Annotated in this window: 19 protein-coding genes and 1 pseudogene; 12 read left to right on the top strand and 8 right to left on the bottom strand. The window is 59.6% G+C overall.

Going from position 1 to position 17,066, the window contains the following annotated elements; all coding sequences use genetic code 11:
* The first annotated feature begins 58 nt into the window (after positions 1-58).
* Positions 59-355, top strand: a complete 297-nt coding sequence (locus tag AC0L26_RS25170; protein ID WP_473635016.1) for a hypothetical protein — start codon at positions 59-61, stop codon at positions 353-355.
* Positions 356-653: 298 nt separating this feature from the next.
* Entirely contained in the window at positions 654-3,200 is a 2,547-nt protein-coding gene (locus AC0L26_RS25165) for an NAD-dependent epimerase/dehydratase family protein (protein WP_473635015.1), read from the top strand.
* 60 nt (positions 3,201-3,260) lie between these two features.
* Here AC0L26_RS25165 and AC0L26_RS25160 read toward each other — a convergent pair whose 3' ends face one another.
* The gene (locus AC0L26_RS25160) at positions 3,261-3,587 is read right to left on the bottom strand and encodes a hypothetical protein (protein WP_473635014.1); all 327 of its coding nucleotides are present in this window, start codon (positions 3,585-3,587) and stop codon (positions 3,261-3,263) included.
* A 259-nt stretch (positions 3,588-3,846) separates the two neighbouring features.
* On the opposite strand from AC0L26_RS25160, the gene AC0L26_RS25155 reads away from it, so the two are divergent.
* On the top strand, positions 3,847-4,164 hold the full coding sequence (locus tag AC0L26_RS25155) for a hypothetical protein (RefSeq protein WP_473635013.1): 318 nt from the start codon (positions 3,847-3,849) through the stop codon (positions 4,162-4,164).
* A 10-nt stretch (positions 4,165-4,174) separates the two neighbouring features.
* Here AC0L26_RS25155 and AC0L26_RS25150 read toward each other — a convergent pair whose 3' ends face one another.
* Positions 4,175-4,429 (bottom strand): DUF982 domain-containing protein, encoded by a 255-nt coding sequence (locus AC0L26_RS25150; protein WP_352929379.1) that lies wholly within the window; start codon positions 4,427-4,429, stop codon positions 4,175-4,177.
* Positions 4,430-4,675: 246 nt separating this feature from the next.
* On the opposite strand from AC0L26_RS25150, the gene AC0L26_RS25145 reads away from it, so the two are divergent.
* Positions 4,676-5,119: a hypothetical protein gene (locus AC0L26_RS25145; protein WP_473635012.1), complete on the top strand. Its 444-nt coding sequence runs from the start codon at positions 4,676-4,678 to the stop codon at positions 5,117-5,119.
* A gap of 64 nt (positions 5,120-5,183) precedes the next feature.
* Positions 5,184-5,708, top strand: coding sequence for a metallophosphoesterase family protein (locus AC0L26_RS25140; protein WP_473635011.1), 525 nt, complete (start codon positions 5,184-5,186; stop codon positions 5,706-5,708).
* Positions 5,709-5,732: 24 nt separating this feature from the next.
* Here AC0L26_RS25140 and AC0L26_RS25135 read toward each other — a convergent pair whose 3' ends face one another.
* On the bottom strand, positions 5,733-6,770 hold the full coding sequence (locus AC0L26_RS25135; protein ID WP_473635010.1) for a ribonuclease Z: 1,038 nt from the start codon (positions 6,768-6,770) through the stop codon (positions 5,733-5,735).
* Between the two features lie 240 nt (positions 6,771-7,010).
* Here AC0L26_RS25135 and AC0L26_RS25130 point away from each other — a divergent pair, with 240 nt between their 5' ends.
* The 5 genes from AC0L26_RS25130 (at position 7,011) to AC0L26_RS25110 (ending at position 10,144) form a co-directional block, all read left to right on the top strand.
* Positions 7,011-8,159: a DUF3182 family protein gene (locus AC0L26_RS25130; protein WP_473635009.1), complete on the top strand. Its 1,149-nt coding sequence runs from the start codon at positions 7,011-7,013 to the stop codon at positions 8,157-8,159.
* A gap of 99 nt (positions 8,160-8,258) precedes the next feature.
* Entirely contained in the window at positions 8,259-8,630 is a 372-nt protein-coding gene (locus AC0L26_RS25125) for a SpoIIAA family protein (RefSeq protein ID WP_473635008.1), read from the top strand.
* Between the two features lie 46 nt (positions 8,631-8,676).
* Positions 8,677-8,898 carry a hypothetical protein gene (locus tag AC0L26_RS25120; RefSeq protein ID WP_473635007.1) on the top strand — a complete coding sequence of 74 codons (222 nt, stop codon included), beginning with the start codon at positions 8,677-8,679 and terminating at the stop codon, positions 8,896-8,898.
* A gap of 136 nt (positions 8,899-9,034) precedes the next feature.
* A complete protein-coding gene (locus tag AC0L26_RS25115) occupies positions 9,035-9,421 on the top strand; it encodes a hypothetical protein (RefSeq protein ID WP_473635006.1) in 387 nt (128 codons plus the stop codon).
* Between the two features lie 195 nt (positions 9,422-9,616).
* Positions 9,617-10,144 (top strand): YciE/YciF ferroxidase family protein, encoded by a 528-nt coding sequence (locus tag AC0L26_RS25110; protein ID WP_473635005.1) that lies wholly within the window; start codon positions 9,617-9,619, stop codon positions 10,142-10,144.
* Positions 10,145-10,221: 77 nt separating this feature from the next.
* On the opposite strand, the gene AC0L26_RS25105 is transcribed toward AC0L26_RS25110, so the two are convergent.
* Complete coding sequence (locus AC0L26_RS25105) at positions 10,222-10,533, bottom strand: hypothetical protein (protein ID WP_473635004.1); 312 nt, start codon at positions 10,531-10,533, stop codon at positions 10,222-10,224.
* Between the two features lie 187 nt (positions 10,534-10,720).
* Here AC0L26_RS25105 and AC0L26_RS25100 point away from each other — a divergent pair, with 187 nt between their 5' ends.
* On the top strand, positions 10,721-11,257 hold the full coding sequence (locus AC0L26_RS25100; protein ID WP_473635003.1) for a hypothetical protein: 537 nt from the start codon (positions 10,721-10,723) through the stop codon (positions 11,255-11,257).
* Between the two features lie 93 nt (positions 11,258-11,350).
* On the opposite strand, the pseudogene katE reads toward AC0L26_RS25100, so the two are convergent.
* A pseudogene (katE, locus tag AC0L26_RS25095) lies at positions 11,351-13,398 on the bottom strand (catalase); the annotation flags it as partial.
* A 473-nt stretch (positions 13,399-13,871) separates the two neighbouring features.
* Between katE and AC0L26_RS25090 the strand changes: the two are divergent.
* Positions 13,872-14,435 carry a sigma-70 family RNA polymerase sigma factor gene (locus tag AC0L26_RS25090; protein WP_473635002.1) on the top strand — a complete coding sequence of 188 codons (564 nt, stop codon included), beginning with the start codon at positions 13,872-13,874 and terminating at the stop codon, positions 14,433-14,435.
* Here the strand turns inward: AC0L26_RS25090 and AC0L26_RS25085 are convergent, their stop codons facing one another.
* The 3 genes from AC0L26_RS25085 to AC0L26_RS25075 all read right to left on the bottom strand — a co-directional run bounded on the left by AC0L26_RS25085 (position 14,436) and on the right by AC0L26_RS25075 (position 17,064).
* Complete coding sequence (locus tag AC0L26_RS25085) at positions 14,436-14,618, bottom strand: hypothetical protein (protein WP_473635001.1); 183 nt, start codon at positions 14,616-14,618, stop codon at positions 14,436-14,438.
* Positions 14,619-15,121: 503 nt separating this feature from the next.
* Positions 15,122-16,036 (bottom strand): methyltransferase domain-containing protein, encoded by a 915-nt coding sequence (locus tag AC0L26_RS25080; protein WP_473635000.1) that lies wholly within the window; start codon positions 16,034-16,036, stop codon positions 15,122-15,124.
* A 38-nt stretch (positions 16,037-16,074) separates the two neighbouring features.
* A complete protein-coding gene (locus AC0L26_RS25075) occupies positions 16,075-17,064 on the bottom strand; it encodes a GNAT family N-acetyltransferase (RefSeq protein WP_473634999.1) in 990 nt (329 codons plus the stop codon).
* Positions 17,065-17,066 lie beyond the last annotated feature (2 nt).

The raw sequence follows: 17,066 nt of genomic DNA, 5'->3' as shown, positions 1-17,066 counted from the left end.
TGAATTCCGGAACAAGGGTCCGATTTTGCCGTTATGCCTGATATCGGAAGCGATCCATATGTCCGAGTTGCCGAATGAAGAGATCGAGGGGCGGCTGAATGCCCAGCGAGAGACTTTGTCGCTGATCGTCGCGCTGCTTGCTGGCCCCGACGCGCCTTCCGAGCGAATATGGGCCGAACTGGAAGCCCGTTTTCAATTCCAGAATAATCAGGAAGACCCCGGCGCACTGCCAAGCAGTGCGTTCGCCATTGAGAGCGCGATGATGCGGGAATTCAAGCTGGTCGTCGACGAAGCGCGGGCACGCAAGGCGGAATGGAACGACACGGACAAGCCAACCATAAGAGGGACTAGCTGAATCGCGAGCCCGGTGCGAGTGCGATGCTGCGCCAGGTCCGCTTCGCCGCGGAGTGACCAGTTCCAGCAATTTTCCATCCGGCCTCGAAACATTTCAGGCATGCCGGTGTTTAACTCACTAAGTGGCCGGCGCGAGACGGTCCCTTCTCGGTGAGGCAATGATGAGCGCAGCTGGATTCCGCATCTTCGACAAGACATTACAGATCGCCAACATTTGGCTGAATGGAACGGCCAACCGTGATCGGGACCGGCAGGCTACCCGGTTGAAGTCCAGACGGCGTGGCGAGCAGGCCTGAGCTGTGGCGGGTAACGGCGCGCCCCGTCCGACGGTTCTTATCACCGGCAGCAGCGGCTTCCTCGGGCAGGCCATTGCGCAAGGCTTGATTGCCCGCTACCGCGTGATCGGTCTCGATGTTGCAAAACCGAAGCATCTCCCCGCCGGCATGGAGACGATCGAGATCGATCTTACCTCGGATGACAGCGTGAGTAGGGCTGTGGAGGCGGTGCGGGAGCGCAGCGGCGGTCGCATCGCCTCGGTCATCCATCTTGCTGCCTATTATGACACCACCGGCAAGGACAATCCGAAATATGATGCCGTCACCGTGCAGGGCACGCGCCGGCTCCTGAAGGCGCTGACGGCGATCAAGACCGAGCAGTTCGTGTTTTCCAGCACACTTCTCGTCCACGCGCCAAGCCCGGGGAAGGGCACGAAAATCAATGAAGACTCGCCGCTCGACCCGGCTTGGGCCTACCCGAAATCGAAAGCCGAAACCGAGGCGCTGATCTCGAGAGAGCATGGGGAAATCAAAACGGTGATCCTGCGGTTCGCCGGCGTCTATGATGAAGACTGCCGGGCGGCGTTCGTTGCCCAGCAGATCGCTCGCATCTTCGAGCGTTTGCCGACCGCCTATTTGTTCGCCGGCGATATCACCGCCGGCCAGCCCTATCTGCATAAGGACGATCTCGTTGATGCGGTGCTACGCACCGTCGACCGGCGCGCCGAACTTCCACCCGAGACGGTGCTTCTGATCGGCGAGGCGGACACACCGTCATACGAGGAGATGCAGAAGCGCATCGGCCGGCTCATCCACGGCGAGGACTGGCGCACCTTGGCGCTGCCGAAGCAATTGACGAAGCTGGGCGCCTGGGTGCAGACCGAGGTGCTCGACCAGGACACCGACATCAAGCCGTGGATGATCGAGAACTCGGACGATCACTACGAGATCGACATCTCGCGGGCCGAGGATCTGCTGGGCTGGTCGCCACGACATAGGCTGCTGGACACGTTGCCGGAGATGATCCGCCGGCTGAAACAGGACCCCACGGATTGGTACGCGGCCAACAAGCTCAATCCGCCCGTTGTCGCGGCTTCGGATCCCGAGATCGAGCAGGCCGAAAGGCGCCTCAAGGGGCCGCTCGAACGAAGCAAGGAAGACGTCGAAGCGGCGATAAAACGGCATCGGTCCAGAACGCTCTGGGCGCCGATGACCAACGCTGCGCTCGGACTGTGGCTGGTCACGTCGCCGATGACTGTCGGCCTGTTTGATCCCGTCGCAGCCGCAATACCTCCGGCTTTGGGACATTCAATTGCGGAGCCCGAATTCCGCAATGCCGGTCTCGGTGTCAGCGAAATCGTTTCCGGCTTGCTCGTGACGGTCTTTGCGTTGCTAGGGATGCTCAGACGCTGGCGCTGGGTGCAGTGGATCACGGCATCGCTCGGTCTGTGGGTGATGCTTGCGCCGTTGCTGTTCTGGACGACCAGCGCCGCCGCCTATGCCATGGACACGCTCGCGGGCATGCTGATCGTCGCCTTTGCAGTGATGATTCCGCCGACCCCCGGCATCAGCCGCCGCGCGCTGGCGGCCGACGACGACCGCCCGCTGGGCTGGACCTATTCGCCATCCAGCTTCACGCAGCGGATCCCCATCGTGGCGCTGGCCTTCGTCGGCCTATTCGTTTCGCGCTATCTCGCCGCCTACCAGATGGGCCACATAGATGGGCTATGGGATCCGTTCTTCGGCCCCGGCGGCGCACCAGTGCGCAACGGCAGCGAGGCGGTGGTGACGTCATGGGTCTCGAAAGGTTTCCCGATCGCCGATGCCGGGCTCGGCGCCTTTGCCTATAGCCTCGATATACTCGCCGGCGCGATCGGCGACCGCCGACGCTGGCGCACCATGCCGTGGATGGTGATCCTCTTCGGCTTGCTGATTGTTCCGCTCGGCGTGGTCAGCGTCTCCTTCATCATCATTCAGCCACCGCTGATTGGCGCGCTGTGCACGCTATGTATCCTTCAGGCCGTCGTCACGGTGGTGCTAATTCCCTACTCCGTCGATGAAGTGCTGGCGACCGTCCAGTATCTCTGGGGTGCTACGAGAGCGGGCGAGCCGTTCTGGCGTACCTTCTGGATGGGCGGACCGGCGCTGTCGGAGAACCAGACACCTGCCACCGACCTCGACCGTCCAGCTTCCGAGCTGCTGAAGGAATTTGTCACCGGCGGCGTGAACTTCCCGTGGACGTTGATAGCGAGTACGCTGCTCGGCGCGTTGCTGATGACGACGCCGTTGATCTTTAGCACCGAGCCGCCGCTCTACTTCAGCGATCACGTCGTCGGCTGTCTCATCGTCATGGTCGCAGTGACCGCCATGGCCGAAATTGTCCGGCCGGTGCGCTTTCTCAACGTGGTGCTTGGTGCATGGATCGCGGTGTCACCCTTCGTATTTGCCGGTGGTGGAATCGCGGCGGTGGTGGCGGACGTTGCGATCGGTCTGGTACTGATCGCGCTCAGCCTGCCGCGCGGCACGCGCAGCGATCAACACTATGGCGGTTGGGATCGGGCCATTGTCTGAGCAACTCGACACCTGGCGATCTTGCCGATGCGGTCACGGGTTCAGTGACCAGGTCCGTCACTACGATGCTTTGACCCTGAGCTTGCGGGCCTTATCTTCGAAGTCATCTTTGATGTCCTCGATTGTCGGCAGATGCAGGCGCCGCAGCTGAGAGTGCACCTTCTTGGCGGCGTCGGAACTCAGGTCGCGTTTGAAATTAACGACGACCTGCTGAGCGGAGTCATAATTACGGTAGCGCTCGATCTCGGTCTTGGTCGCCTGCTGCACGTGCTCCAGGGTCTTGCGGTCGGCATCGGATTTTCCATCCGGTTTCGCTCGCATAACCGGACTGAAGGCCTTGCTGATGACGAATTCGGCCAGTTCCTGCTGGGCGTTAGCCATGATCATTTCTCTCTCGAAATTGGCTGTCCGACCTTAACCCACGCGGAAATTGAAGGTTCCCTCGGCGGCGTTTTGTCTCGGCCGGGCGCTACATTAATCGCAGGCTTGGAAGTGCTTGGTTCAGCCGATCTGGTGGCGGTTAGTCCGCAGCAGGTTAGATGGAACCAAGCTGCAAATCTGCCGTTGGCCTCATCAACGAAACACGCGCCAAAGGCGAGACGCACTTCGCAATGTGTCGCGCCAGCCAAAATCGGGGAGCCGGAGTATGACCAATATGCCAGACGAAACAATTGACGGTGATCGGATATGCTCAAGCACAGACAATACCGAGCATGCCGATGAGCACAGTCCCAAGGGTCATCAGGGCAGAAAGGACAAACGACAAGACGAAGCTGCCGAGCCGGGCAACAACCGCCCGCAAGAGGATCCGGCAGAAGGTTCGCGCGATACGGTGGAGCACGAGCTGGACAGGCAGAAACAGTCGGGTTCGGACCTACCTCACCGCGCGGCGAAGCGCGCGCGGGACGATCTGCAGCAGGAGATCGAGCAAGAGATCGAGCTGCCTCAACGAGGCTCGGCCTGACAGCGCCGATTTAGATTTGTTCGCCGAGCAGGATCCTCGCATCCTTGGCCGCGACGATGAACGCCTGGCGCGCGACCCTTGGCGGCTTTTCGCCGCGAATAACAGCAAGGCAGGCTTCGATTGCAGCGAGTCGCGTCTTGGAGGCTGGCGCCGGCCAGTCCCTCAGCAGCACTTCAGCCGCGTCGGAGACCGACAAAACAACCCGGTCGCGATCGATCCGGCCAGGTTGAACGACAATCGGCTTTCTGAAACGTCTCGTAGGCACGACACTCTCCAAAGCGGCGGTATGTTAGCTGCGTCCGATTTTCTTCGCCACCTCAATGTTAATTGCAGTCGGGCTTGCCACTGCCCTGTCGATGCGAGGTTTGCGATCTCACCACACCGCGCTGTTTGGCGTACTACCAGGTGGCGTCACGAAGGTGATCTCTCAGCCACATTGTCGGCTGGATTTGGCGATCAGGTGCCAGCTAGGGAGCAGACCGACGCTGCTTCAAGGAGGTCAGGCACCACTATGAAATCACTGATTGCAGGAGCGGGCTGCTTGGCTCTGCTCGTGACGGCATGTACCTCATCCTTCGAACAACAACACAGTGTCTCGAGCGCGGCGTTGAAATTGGCGAAGCCGCGGGTCGTGATCGAGGCCGACCCTGCGCCGCCGTTCACGTATTGGGCGCCGGAGGGCTCCACGATACGCAACCATCCGCGAAATCCCGCGATTTGGGTCGCGCACATCGCTGGCCAGCCGCAGCGATACTATTACGGAGATCAGTGCCAGGCGTCCCATTATCAGCATCTTCTCGGCCGGCCGCTCACTGAAATGCCGGATGCACCGAAGGAAGCTATCTGGCGCATCCACTGCTCGACATGCGCCCGCACCTCCGATCTCGGTTGGGCCCGGATGAACATCAGCTACGATGAGGACACTCGGACAATTGTCGAGATTGCCTGCGGGTGACCGACGATCTCTAGCTTGCATCGTCGCGCCGCGTTGGGGATAGGCTAAGGCCATGGGCTGCTCGATGATCTATTTCACGGCCGACACGCATTTCAACGATCCCCGCATACTGCGCATCGATCGTCGCCCGTTCGGCTCACTGCCAGAACACGATCGAACGCTGATTTCGCTGTGGAACGAAACCGTCGGGCCGGACGACGAGATCTGGCATCTCGGCGATTTTGCCAAGGGATCGGCCGAATTCGTTTCATCGCTCCTGTCGTCACTTCATGGCCAGAAGCATTTGATTATCGGCAACAACGATGGCGCAGCGACCATCGACGCCGCAGACTGGGCCAGCACACAACACTATAAGGAACTGACGATAGACGGCAGGCTGCTGATCCTTTGCCACTATCCGTTTCGCACCTGGAATCAGATCGGCAAGAAATCGATCGATCTGCATGGCCATTCTCACGGCAGACTGAGCCCGGTTACACGCCAGTACGACGCAGGCGTCGACAGTTGGGATTTTCGCCCGGTCACCCTTTCCGCCATCCTTGCAAGTCGACGGCGGCGAACGGCCCGCCCGGATATTCAGCGCGAGTGATCGAAAACGCGTGACGGCTGTCGCTCAAATGTTGGCATTCATTCCCGTCGGTTGAGATGCATTTCCGGCGCCTAGATTTGCCGCGAACTCTGCATGCAGTTCATTCTCGCGTCCGAGATAGCGGGGCGAAAAATGCATCGGCACGGCATGTTCGACGCCCGCAAGCCTGGCGATCGTGCCGGCTTCGGCTGCCGTGAGATGACGTTTCGCGGCGGCCAGCCGCCGATCCTCGTGCAGGAAGCCCGCTTCGATAAACAGCTGGTTCGCGCCGTGCGCAAGCGCAACGACACGCGCAAGATTTGCCTCGTTGAATGCGAGGTCGGTAGCATAGACGATCCTCTGTCCGGGACCGGTCATCAGGGCCCCGGCACCGAGGAGTTCGCCGACCGAGATATGCCGATCGGCGGTTGGGGCGAGCGTCGTTTTCGGATCAGTTCCGCGCCGGACCGCACGCTTGGCTTGGTTCAACCAAGGTCCGACAGGCAAACCCAATGCTTCCAGCTGTGGCTTTTGCACATTGACCCGGATCTTTTCCTGAAATGCGAATGCAAGGCATGGAACGCCGTGGTCGAGCATTGCTGCTTCGATACGGAAATCGGGATCATCGAGCAGGATATTGCCCTCGGCTGGATTTGAAGCAGTGTCCTGTCGGGCGAACCCCGCTCGTGCTCGAAAGAGGCGGGAATGACGAAATCCGGCCGGCGTCCAGTCGCAGGCTGCTATCATAAAGTCGTGGGACTGTTCGTCGAGAAGATTCCACGTGTATGCGTTGAGCTTGGCTTGCACCGCTTCGGTCAATCCAGGCGGGCCGAAGAAATGCACTGTTCTATTCCTGTATAGAAATAGCCGCAGGAGCCGATCGAAGCCGGCGAAGTGATCCATGTGCATGTGTGATACGAATACGTGGCTGACGCGCAGGATTTCGCGCGGCGAAAGTGGCGACAGATCGCCAATGTCGAAGAGCACGGCCCGGTTGCCGAAGCGGAAATCCAGAAGAAGCCCAGCGTCCGAGAAGCGGTCGTTGACCAGGCGCGGCTGAACCAGCAACGTCACCGGATTCACTCGATACTGTTTTCGAATTTTGCCATTAGGCGCTCACTTCAGAGACATGACGTCTATCCTCTAATCGTGCGCCCTCGGTGGCGGTTCCCATGGATAGCGTTCGAGATGAGGCAGAAGACGGCGAGTCGGCCAAGCCACGCTGAACGTTCTGCCACATTCTGCGTTCTCTCCGTTCGAAGTGAGTAGCGGGGCCGCAACCTCGGCACCGCAGCCATACGAGATATCACCGGGGACGGCGAGATGACCGAGCACAGAGACACTCAGCCGAGTGAGGCAAAGGGGACCGTGATCGCGTTCTCTGCGCCGGGCTGCGAACCCCTCTATGCTCACGAGCGAGAAGTCGTGGCTACCGTTGCCCGCACGATCGCGTCGCTCAAGGGATTTGCCTTCCGGCAGGGTATGGGCAACAGCAACGGCGGCGGTGTGTATTTCGTGCCCGACGACAGCTTGCTTGCCGCCGATGCGGCACGGCTGGGTATCAACGGACCGCAAGACCTCTTTGGCGGCGTCGTGCCTTGGCGCTTTGCAATGACCAAGGCCATTACCCATAGATTGGTGGACGGCCTGGCCAAGCGACCGAAAGAATGGTCGAGCAGCTTCGGCAGGAATGTCCGCGCAGCAGTATTGCCTGGCTATACCGTGTTTTCGCGGCACGACGCGCTGCGGGCAGCGGAGCGTCTGCTGAAGCTCGGACCGGCCCGAGTGAAGCCACCGCTCTCCTCGCGAGGCCAGGACCAGCACATCGTTCGAACGGTCTCCGACGTCGAGAGATTGCTTGAGCGATACCACTCCTGCGATTTGGACGAGTGTGGTCTGGTGCTCGAAGCGAACCTCAGTGACATCGCCACGCTGAGCGTTGGCAGAACGGAAATCGATGAAATGGTGGTCGCCTACTACGGCACTCAACGGACGACGATCGATAATACGGGACAATCCGTTTATGGCGGATCCGATCTCATTGTCGTGCGCGGCGGTTGGGAAGCTCTCGACGACCTTCAGCTTCCTCGCGCACTAGCTTTGGCAACGGTGCAGGCGAGGGCCTATGACGCGGCGATGGCTGACTATCCCGGATTTTTCGCTTCGCGGCGCAACTACGATATCGGCCAGGGTGTCGATTCGTCGGGCATTTGGCGGTCCGGTGTGCTCGAAGCCAGCTGGCGCATTGGCGGCAGCAGTACCGCCGAGCTTGCGGCGATAAACGTCATGAAGCAGGACCCGGACATCCAACTCGTCCGTGCGTCCACAGTTAAGGAGTTCGGCAATACCAGCCGGCTGCCGGTGAACGCGGACGTTCACTTTCAGGGAGACGACCCCGATGAGGGCCCGATCACACGCTATACCGTCATCACCCAGGCAATCCGGGAGTCCGCCAATCGCGCCGGCTTATGAGTGTCGAATTTAGACCGCAAAACGCTTGCCGCCAGGGAACATCTGGGGGCGGCTTGAGTTGTTCGGGAGACCCCTGAAGCCAGCTCGAAGGAGGAAAAAGTGATCGAGGTTATTTCTGCTCCTGAAAACGTCGCCGCATTTCGGGTTGCCGGTACCGTGACTGCACAGGACTACGATAAAATCATTCCGGAGATCGAAGAGAAACTGAGCGAACATGAAGAGATCGGCGTCCTCGCCGATCTTACGGATTTGGAGGATATGACGGGCGACGCTTTGCGCCGTGACCTGCACTACGGCCTGAGCAAACTTGGCGAATTCCACCGCTTCCAGCGTGCCGCAGTGGTGTCCGAAAAACAGTGGATCAAGGCAGCTACGGAGATGACTGGCGCGCTTTTCCCGCAGATCGAGGCACCGGTGTTCTCGGAGAACGAAAAGGCCCAGGCTCTCGAGTGGGTTGCAGGTGTCCAATAGCGGCATCCAACTGGTCATCTTCAGACTGTTTTAGGGAGCGGCGGCCATGCCAACCACTTACAACAAACGGCGGGATCCCGATGGCCTGTGGGAGGTCTATGACGGCGAGAGTGAGGAAGCCGTCATAGTTGACGCTATGCCGCTTTCCGGACTGGATGAAATCGAAGCCGACGAAGCGATCAGAAAACTCAAGCGGGGTGAGTTGACATCCGACAACATTCCCCCGACGGCTCAGTCCGGGTGGCCTCCGACCAAAGACGGCATATAATGGGCTCAGGCCGTGTTGGCCCCTCCGTCGTCCTCGAACCGAGAGCGGACTGGTTCAGTGTTGCAAAACCGCGAACCGCGTAAGCCGTTGTCCAGAACCGCACTGGCGACCGTCGCCATTATCTGCGCGCTAATTCTTGCTGCGTTTTTCATCGGCCTTGAATATTCGACCCCTGACGGAGGCGCTCTCGTTCTCCCCGGAGCGCGACAATCGCCGTGATGCGTCCATCGCTGACCCGAACTCGATAGACCAGCGCGAGCGAGGTTGCAGGGGCGGCATTTCCAGTGCATTCTCGCCATCGTCCATGACCAAGCAGTATCTCAACCATCAGTTGGAGTGCCCTTATTGCCTGACAATAAGGTTGCGGATTCCGGCCGACGCCGGTCCTGACGACCGGATTTTTTGCGACGACTGTGGCGAGTTCCTGGGAACCTGGGACGATCTGCTTACCGATTTTGAGAGGCAGGGCGGGCAGGATGGAGTATTCCGCCTCGATAAAGGCCGCATCAGGCGGATCGATTGAGCCTCAAGCGAGGCAAGCATCGCCTCGGGGCCCTCTGCTCACCAGCGTAACGCTTGCAGCGCTTGACCATGCGACGCAGGCGCCGGAAAATTTTTGACGATGCTGAATTGGTGTGGAACTTGTTGCTGGCCGGTGGGGTTATCGGACGCCTTCACGTTTTAGGAAGGCTAGCTCCAACCCCAGCGGGAGACGACCATGGCCACTGCGAAGAAATCAACGAAAGCGGCAACCAAGGGTCTTGAAGACCTGTTCCTCGACGGACTCAAAGACATCTATTACGCCGAAAAGAAAATACTGAGAGCCCTGCCGAAAATGGCGAAAGGCGCAGAGTCGGAAAAAGTGACTGCCGCCTTCGAAAAACATCGCATGGAAACGGAGGGCCACGTCGACCGCCTCGAGGAAGTGTTCGAGAAATTCGGCAAAGCAGCACGCGGCAAGACCTGTCCGGCAATCGACGGCATCATTGAAGAGGGCTCGGAGATACTCGAAGACTACGAAGGTGCTCCGGCGCTCGACGCCGGACTGGTCGCGGCGGCGCAAGCCGTCGAGCATTACGAGATCGCCCGCTACGGTACTCTTATCGCCTGGGCAGAACAGATGGGAAAGGCCGACGTTGCCGCCCTTCTCAAGGCGACGCTCAAGGAAGAGCTCGCTACGGACGAAGCGCTGACGGGCCTGGGCGAGGGCGGTGTCAACCAGCGTGCTCTTGAAGCGGCCGCGTAGTCCCGTATGCCACCGATTTGCGGAGTCCGGGCGACGGATCGCCCAGACTCCGCGCCGAATATGCGGGCACGGTTCAGTTATTTGTTGTCCCCGCCGTTCTTTTTGACACTGCTGCAGAATTCAGGGTGGCTGTTGGCGGCATTGGCGTTTGCCGCCTCTTCATCGCAGACTTTTGTCATCGCCATGCGGTCCTCGTCCGTCAGCGCTTTCCATGCCTTCGTGAACTCGTCGTCGGACCGCAGAGTCGTCATGCTGGAGTCTGTGTAGAACGGCTGCATCTTTGCGGGGTCGTCCAAGGCAGACGTACCCGTATCGGCGCCTGCCGCGAGAGAAACGCCGCTTATCATCGAAAGCGCCATCGCACCTAAACAGATCATCTTGTAGTTCATGGCAAGACCCTTTCCGTTGATTAACGACCGCTAATGCAGCGACCTGCTGGCAAACGGCGAGTTTCAAAAAAGGTTCCTGTTCCACTTGCCGGCAATCCGCGAGGCCGTTCTGTGCATCCGGCCCTGTCCGCCACGGTCAATGCGGCATGGCCTGCCGAAGGAACAAAGCGCCTGCTTGGCCGGATGAATGGAACATCTGCCGACAATTGCCGTTGATAATGCTCACCAGGCGAAAGGGGCGCACATGTCAAAACTTCAGGCGGCAACTCCAGAGGACTTGCAACGGCTTAAGCTTGAGGCGTCGGCTTACTTTGGCCCGAAACTGCTCAAAAAGGCACTATTGCGCCTTTGCCGGGCTTGCGGAACCGATAGCCTCGACCGGTTCGAGAAAGCAATGGTCGATCACATAGAGGCAATGCAAGATAATGATAAAGCCAACTTCGAAACGCTGAAGGAATTTGGCATCGAACAGCTTTATGCCTGTGTTCGAGAGGTCAAGTCTTCACCCGACATGAAACAGCCGCTGGAGGACACCGAAACCCGAAGGACGCCTGGTCGATCCCAAAAGCCGGAAACCCTGGAAGACCAGTTGCAGGCCGGCCTTGAGGATTCCTTCCCCGCGAGCGACCCGCCCGCCGTGGTGTCCACAGCGATCCCCGGCGGGTCGAAAAAGCTTGTCGGGACTGATGAAGTGCTGAAAAAGCAGCGAGAGGAGGGCGGCTAAGACGAACAGCCGGCCATAGATATCCGAATGGAAGGGACGCTTCCGTCCAGTTGATTGCCGCGCCTCCAAACAGATGGCGGGAAAGCACCGGCCTCAGAGTTTGACGGCTGCCTCTCGCGCCCACAGCCGCAACCTCCGGCAGGCCTGTACAAATTCCTCAGCTGCCTCTTTTGATTCCAGCCTTATCAGCCCTTCGTCCGCATCCGCATCGACACCTGCCTTGGCCAGCAGCGGCTCGGCTCCCGACGTGAAACCGATGAATTTGCAATGCGCGAAGGCGTCGGAGACGAAATCCTTTGCTGCGGCTTCCTTGGCCAGCAGTTGGGCGCCCGGTTCCGAGAGCATAAGCACGACCGCGTCAAACAGGACCGATGGTCCGCCGTCGATCATGTGCTTCGCTTCGATTTGCGTCCCGTCGGCCGCATCTACGCCGCCGACCTTTGCGGCAATAACCTCCATAACTGCGCCTTCCGTTTCGATCGCGGATCGGAGTTGCTCGAACAGCGCAGCATCCACCCCGTCGCTGACCAACACGCCAACCTTGCGGCCTCTGAAGCTCTCCGGTCCGTTTTCGATGATGCTAAGTGCCGGCGAGGGCTCCAGGTCGTCCCGCGGCGGCACGGCAGTGTCCGCCGGATTGGGCATCTTTCGCATGCCAAGCTTGTCGGCGACGTTGGCCGCCAGCGCCTCGTCGATGTTGAGCAGATGGGAGACCATTCGCTCACGGATTGCCGGTGTCTGGACCTTGCTCAGCTCGAACGTCAAAGCCATGGCGATGTGGCGTTGTTCCGGAGGCGTCTGGCTGTTGAAGAACAGCCGCGCCTGGCTGTAGTGGTCGGCGAAGCTCTCTGCCCGCAGCCTCACTTTCTGCCCCTGCTCGGCATCGGCAAAAGAACGGAAGCCGCGCCGGGGATCTTCGCGCGGACCCATGCCCCACGAATTCGGCTCATAATTGGCGCGGCCTACCGGGTTACGCATGGCCATGTGCCCGTCCTGCTGAAAATGAGCAAACGGGCACTTTGGAGCATTGATCGGAAGGTGGGTAAAATTCGGGCTGCCGAGCCGCTTCAGCTGAGTGTCGAATATGAAAAATTGCGCCCCTGCAGCAGCGGGTCATTGGAAAAATCAATGCCGGGCGGCACGTTTTGTGTCATGAACGCAACCTGCTCGGTCTCGGCGAAGAAATTGTCGGGCATACGATCCAGGACCAGTCGGCCCACGGGGATCGGCTCGATGATCTCCTCGGGAATGATCTTGGTGGCGTCGAGGACGTCGAAGTCGAATTTGTCCGCAAAATCCTGATCGAAGAGCTGTACGGTAAGTTCCCACTCCGGGAAGTTGCCAGACTGGATCGCCTCCCACAGGTCGCGGCGATGGAAATCCGGATCGGCGCCATTGATCTTGACTGCTTCGTTCCAGACCACCGACTGCATGCCCAGCTTTGGTTTCCAGATGAATTTGACGAAGGGGGATTCGTCGTCGGCGTTGACGAAGCGGAAGGTGTGGACGCCAAAACCCTGCATGAACCGGAAGGAGCGAGGGATCGCACGGTCCGACATGATCCACATGATCATGTGCATCGATTCGGGCATCAGACTGATGAAGTCCCAAAAATTGTCATGCGCGGTTTGAGCCTGCGGGAAGTCGCGGTCCGGCTCCTGCTTGGCGGCATGGATCAGGTCGGGAAACTTGATCGCGTCCTGGATGAAGAAGACCGGGATGTTGTTGCCGACCAGGTCCCAATTGCCTTCCTTGGTGTAGAGCTTTACCGCGAAGCCGCGCACGTCGCGGGCCAGGTCGAACGAGCCCTTGTTGCCGGCGACTGTCGAGAAGCGCACGAAGACCGGCGTCTTTTCGCCGGCTCGCTGGAAGATGTCGGCGCGCGTGTATTTGGCGAGCGATTCATAGGTTTCAAAATAACCGTGTGCGCCGTAGCCGCGAGCATGAACGACCCGCTCGGGAATCCGCTCGTGATCGAAATGGAAGATCTTGTCACGAAAGTGGAAATCCTCGATCAGCGACGGGCCACGCTCGCCGATCTTCAGCGTGTTCTGATCGTCGGAGACAGGGGTGCCGAGCGCAGTGGTGAGGACGGGGATTTCGCCTTCCGCGGTTTGGTGAAGCTCACCGCCGCTTGCTCGCCCGACATTTTGGTCGCGACTGCTCGCGGGCCGACCTTCTGAACGTTGCCGGGATTGGGCCATGATTATCGCTCCTCGATGGGTGAAGGCCGGAACCACCGGCTCAAGCCGTCGAACTGTCGGTGCGCAGCTTTGTTCCAGCAAAAGAACTGTCGGCTTTGCTTGCCGAATAGTGGCGATCGAAGTCGCTGCCTGCCCACATGGACGGAACATTCCCGTGACAATGCGGATCGGAGAATAGGACCTGACAGGACGACCGGAAGCGCGCGCGATGTCTCAATCGAACCGGCGGGATTCGTCGCAACAGGAACTCGGCCGCACAGGTGCGCCCGTGCATAGTTCGCCCATCCGAGATTTTCTAGCGACTTATTTCAATGTCCGGAACGATCCAAACCTTCATGCATTTAGCTAGGTCTACGTTCATCAACTCGTTCTTGCTGGGAGCTGGACCATTGTCCTCCAGGGGCCACGCCTTGGCCAACCAGGAAACGGATGAAGTTTCCATCGTTGACCTGATACCTGCCTTGCGAGCCTTCGCCCGCACCTTTTGCCGTGTTCCTGACGATGCCGATGACCTTGTCCAGGAGACGTTGACCAAAGGGCTCGCCAACATCGACAAGTTCGAGCCCGGAACGCGTATGAAGTCATGGCTCTTCACTATCATGCGCAACACCTATTATACGCGCATCAAGGCCGCCGACAGGGAAAAACCCGGCCTGCTTGACTGTGCCTCTCTGATCCCGATTTCTGAAGCTTCTCAGGAGTGGACCGTCCAGAGCAAGGAAGTCTATGGCGCGGTCCAGAAGCTGCCGGAACATCAGCGCGAGGTCCTGATGCTGATCGGGGTTCTTGGCGTCAGCTATGAAGAAACTGCCGAAATTTGCGGTTGCGCGGTGGGGACGGTAAAGAGCCGCCTCAACCGAGCGCGCGCCGGAGTCCTGGAATACCTCGGCGAAAGTTCGCTCCATACATTGGTGGAAAGACGCAATCACCTGTCCGAAGCACAGGGAAACTTGGCAGTCGAGAGGCGTCGATAGCTAGTCCTCCTTCTGTGCCTTGCATTCGCGCTTTTCGACCAGTGCGTTCTGTAATTGCACCGCAAGGTTGATCAATCGGTCGGGGACCTTTTCCTGCTCGATCGCAGTCAGCAGAGATGCGATCTTCCGGTCTATTGCCAGCCGGTTTCGCGGGCTGATGGTATCGTCGTTCGAGCGAGACATCGTGTTCTCTTAACGAATTGGTCCCTTCACCAGTGTGGTGTCAGCAATCAGAGTTTGCAAGGATTCACGCGCCGTTCTCACAGTGAGCGCCGAGCCTTGCACAGCATTGTTTCGAAGCCGCTGGTATCGTCGGGAAAGCCTATGCGTTCCCTCCAATCCTCCCCGGGGCAATATCCTCGGGCGCGCTCGACAAATTCGACTCTCGCGACCTCAGCTGGTCGCCGGTCATGATCGCGTCTGCGATTTCAACGTTCGGTTTTAACCGAGCCGATCTGCGGCATGATACTGATCGGAGTTGACCCGATTGCCATCGAGCCTGCGTTGCTCGGTGTTTTGCTTCTAGGCTCTGGCGGACGCAACCGCTTTTCCTCAGCCTAATCCTTGAGAAAGCCGGTCATCGCGCCGTCGCCGGAGCCTTTGGCTCTGACGGCCGAGGTGACGTCTCTTGCCGCCGTATGCCACCTAGTCCTCCTTCGGATTGTGGGCACTCACAGGTGCCTTTTCTATTTGACGCCCGAACAGTTATTGGGCCGGAATGTTCCGTCGGATGCAGCAAGAAGAAAGGCATTGCCATCCCAAAGCCGGAACGGCTTCTCGCCGTTCACCACCACCTGCATGCCGTGGACTTTGGCGAGGCGGTGAACATCGGCGCGATCCAGCGCCGGCGATCCGCGATAGGAGTAATTCAGAAGTGCCGCCATGCCTGACGTCTTCAGAACACGGGCAATTTCCTTGAAATACTGCTCCGCCAAGCCGGCTAGTACCAGGTAGGGGAAGCTGTCGACAGCCAGCACGCAATCGAAGCTTGCATTGCCGAAATCGGCAAGATCGAGACCGGAGGTCGGCCGCAGTTCGACATTGCGCAGACTGGCGCATCGATGACGAGCGATCGAAATCATCTTTGAGGATATGTCGATGCCGACGATTCGATGCGCTGCATCGCAGAGCGCGCTTTCGAAACGTCCGATGCCGCAACCAATGTCCAGAATATCACGGTCGGTGCCTGTGAAGCCCTGTGCTTCCAGCCACGCTACTACCTCGTTGGTCGCTGCGGCGAGGTTCTCCTCATCTCCCAACGAAGAAAGCTGAACGCTCGCCGCCAGCGAAATCGCCGCCGCGGCATCAAAGCCGGAGGCCAGCCGCCTGACGACGGCTGCATCCGTTTCCTCCTCATGACGTTCGTGGCGAACGGCCGCGCCTGTTTCACGCAGCATGGCAAAGATGTCAGGCCTGTGACGTAGCAGCTCGGAGATCCGCTCCAGTCTGTCGCGTTTTCGAACGTCGGCGGAATACATGCCCAACGCCACATCGGCCAATTCTGCCGCATCGATCCCCGTCTCGAAGCGAAGCGCCAGCCTCGCAATGATGGCTTCGACGCAGGCGCCGTCGGCCATGCACTCCTCGATTACGAACCTCACTGTCGACGCCAGTGGCGATGGTTTTCGTCCAGTAGCGCTCATTGAGCCATGCCCCGCGTCCAGACCCTTCGCATCGTCCATTGGTCGACGGCACCCCAACCATACTTGTAGGTTTCCTGGCCGCGCAGAAAATCGAACTCCCGCACCCCTTCACGAGCCGCCTCGGCAATCGCGTGACCGATCAGGATTGCGCCGGGGCTTTCCTCGGCATAGGCCGGATCAAAACCGCCGAGATAGGCATAGGCCCGGTGCCGATGGTGAAATCCGTAATAGGCGCCGACCACCGCATCGTCGATGGCGACAAGCCAGCATCGGGCAAGGCCTTGTGCGGCAAGCAGAGGAAGCGCCTGACGATGGAATTCTTTTGCAGCCGGATCGGCCAGCACGCCGTCGCCGTGCCCGGCCCAACGCGCGCCGTGAAGGCGGATCAGGTGATCGAAGAATGCTTTGGGATCGGCATGCGCCGGCATGATAGAGACGCAGCCGCGCCTGCATGCGGCTTTATGCGCGCGGCGTAGCTGGCGTCTTCTCCGCGCCGGAATGCAGACCGCAAGCGCATCTTCACCGGTGATCGGGAGCACGGGACAAGCCGCATGATCGATGAGTTCACCCGCCACCAGCGCAGGGTGCGTAATAGTGAGACCGGCAGCGTCTGCCGGCAAGTCCGATAGAATCCATTGCGACCACTCGATCGCAAGAACCTGGTCGGCGATGGCGACGGCGACCGCCGCTTCGATACCGGGGGAACACAGGACATCCAGATAGTCGCTCAACGAAATCCCGACCGGAAGCAGTCGCGGACCGGAAGGCGTATCCTCCAGGTAAAACGGCGCCAATCCCACCAGATCGTCGCCACGCCAGACGGCGATCGCCGCCAGCTCTCCCGGCGCGAATGCGCGCCACCAGGGTATTAGCCAGGCGGGACATTGGAACGGCGTCGCCGTCCGGCTGTGCGCCCAGAGTTCCCACCAACGCGGCTCCAGGGCCTTAAGGGCGGCAGGATCGTTGAGGATCTCCGAGCGGAGCATGG

This window comes from Mesorhizobium sp. WSM4823, assembly GCF_055811195.1.
The sequence above is the reverse complement of the archived record's forward strand: the minus strand, read 5'-3'. Positions and strand labels throughout refer to the sequence as shown.

Excerpts from the sequence above, each read along its gene's own strand:
- AC0L26_RS25170 (WP_473635016.1), top strand. The coding sequence starts at position 59 with ATGTCCGAGTTGCCGAATGAAGAGATCGAGGGGCGGCTGAATGCCCAG.
- AC0L26_RS25160 (WP_473635014.1), bottom strand. The coding sequence starts at position 3,587 with ATGATCATGGCTAACGCCCAGCAGGAACTGGCCGAATTCGTCATCAGC.
- AC0L26_RS25155 (WP_473635013.1), top strand. The coding sequence starts at position 3,847 with ATGACCAATATGCCAGACGAAACAATTGACGGTGATCGGATATGCTCA.
- AC0L26_RS25145 (WP_473635012.1), top strand. The coding sequence starts at position 4,676 with ATGAAATCACTGATTGCAGGAGCGGGCTGCTTGGCTCTGCTCGTGACG.
- AC0L26_RS25140 (WP_473635011.1), top strand. The coding sequence starts at position 5,184 with ATGATCTATTTCACGGCCGACACGCATTTCAACGATCCCCGCATACTG.
- AC0L26_RS25130 (WP_473635009.1), top strand. The coding sequence starts at position 7,011 with ATGACCGAGCACAGAGACACTCAGCCGAGTGAGGCAAAGGGGACCGTG.
- AC0L26_RS25120 (WP_473635007.1), top strand. The coding sequence starts at position 8,677 with ATGCCAACCACTTACAACAAACGGCGGGATCCCGATGGCCTGTGGGAG.
- AC0L26_RS25110 (WP_473635005.1), top strand. The coding sequence starts at position 9,617 with ATGGCCACTGCGAAGAAATCAACGAAAGCGGCAACCAAGGGTCTTGAA.
- AC0L26_RS25105 (WP_473635004.1), bottom strand. The coding sequence starts at position 10,533 with ATGAACTACAAGATGATCTGTTTAGGTGCGATGGCGCTTTCGATGATA.
- AC0L26_RS25100 (WP_473635003.1), top strand. The coding sequence starts at position 10,721 with ATGGAACATCTGCCGACAATTGCCGTTGATAATGCTCACCAGGCGAAA.
- AC0L26_RS25085 (WP_473635001.1), bottom strand. The coding sequence starts at position 14,618 with ATGTCTCGCTCGAACGACGATACCATCAGCCCGCGAAACCGGCTGGCA.
- AC0L26_RS25075 (WP_473634999.1), bottom strand. The coding sequence starts at position 17,064 with ATGCTCCGCTCGGAGATCCTCAACGATCCTGCCGCCCTTAAGGCCCTG.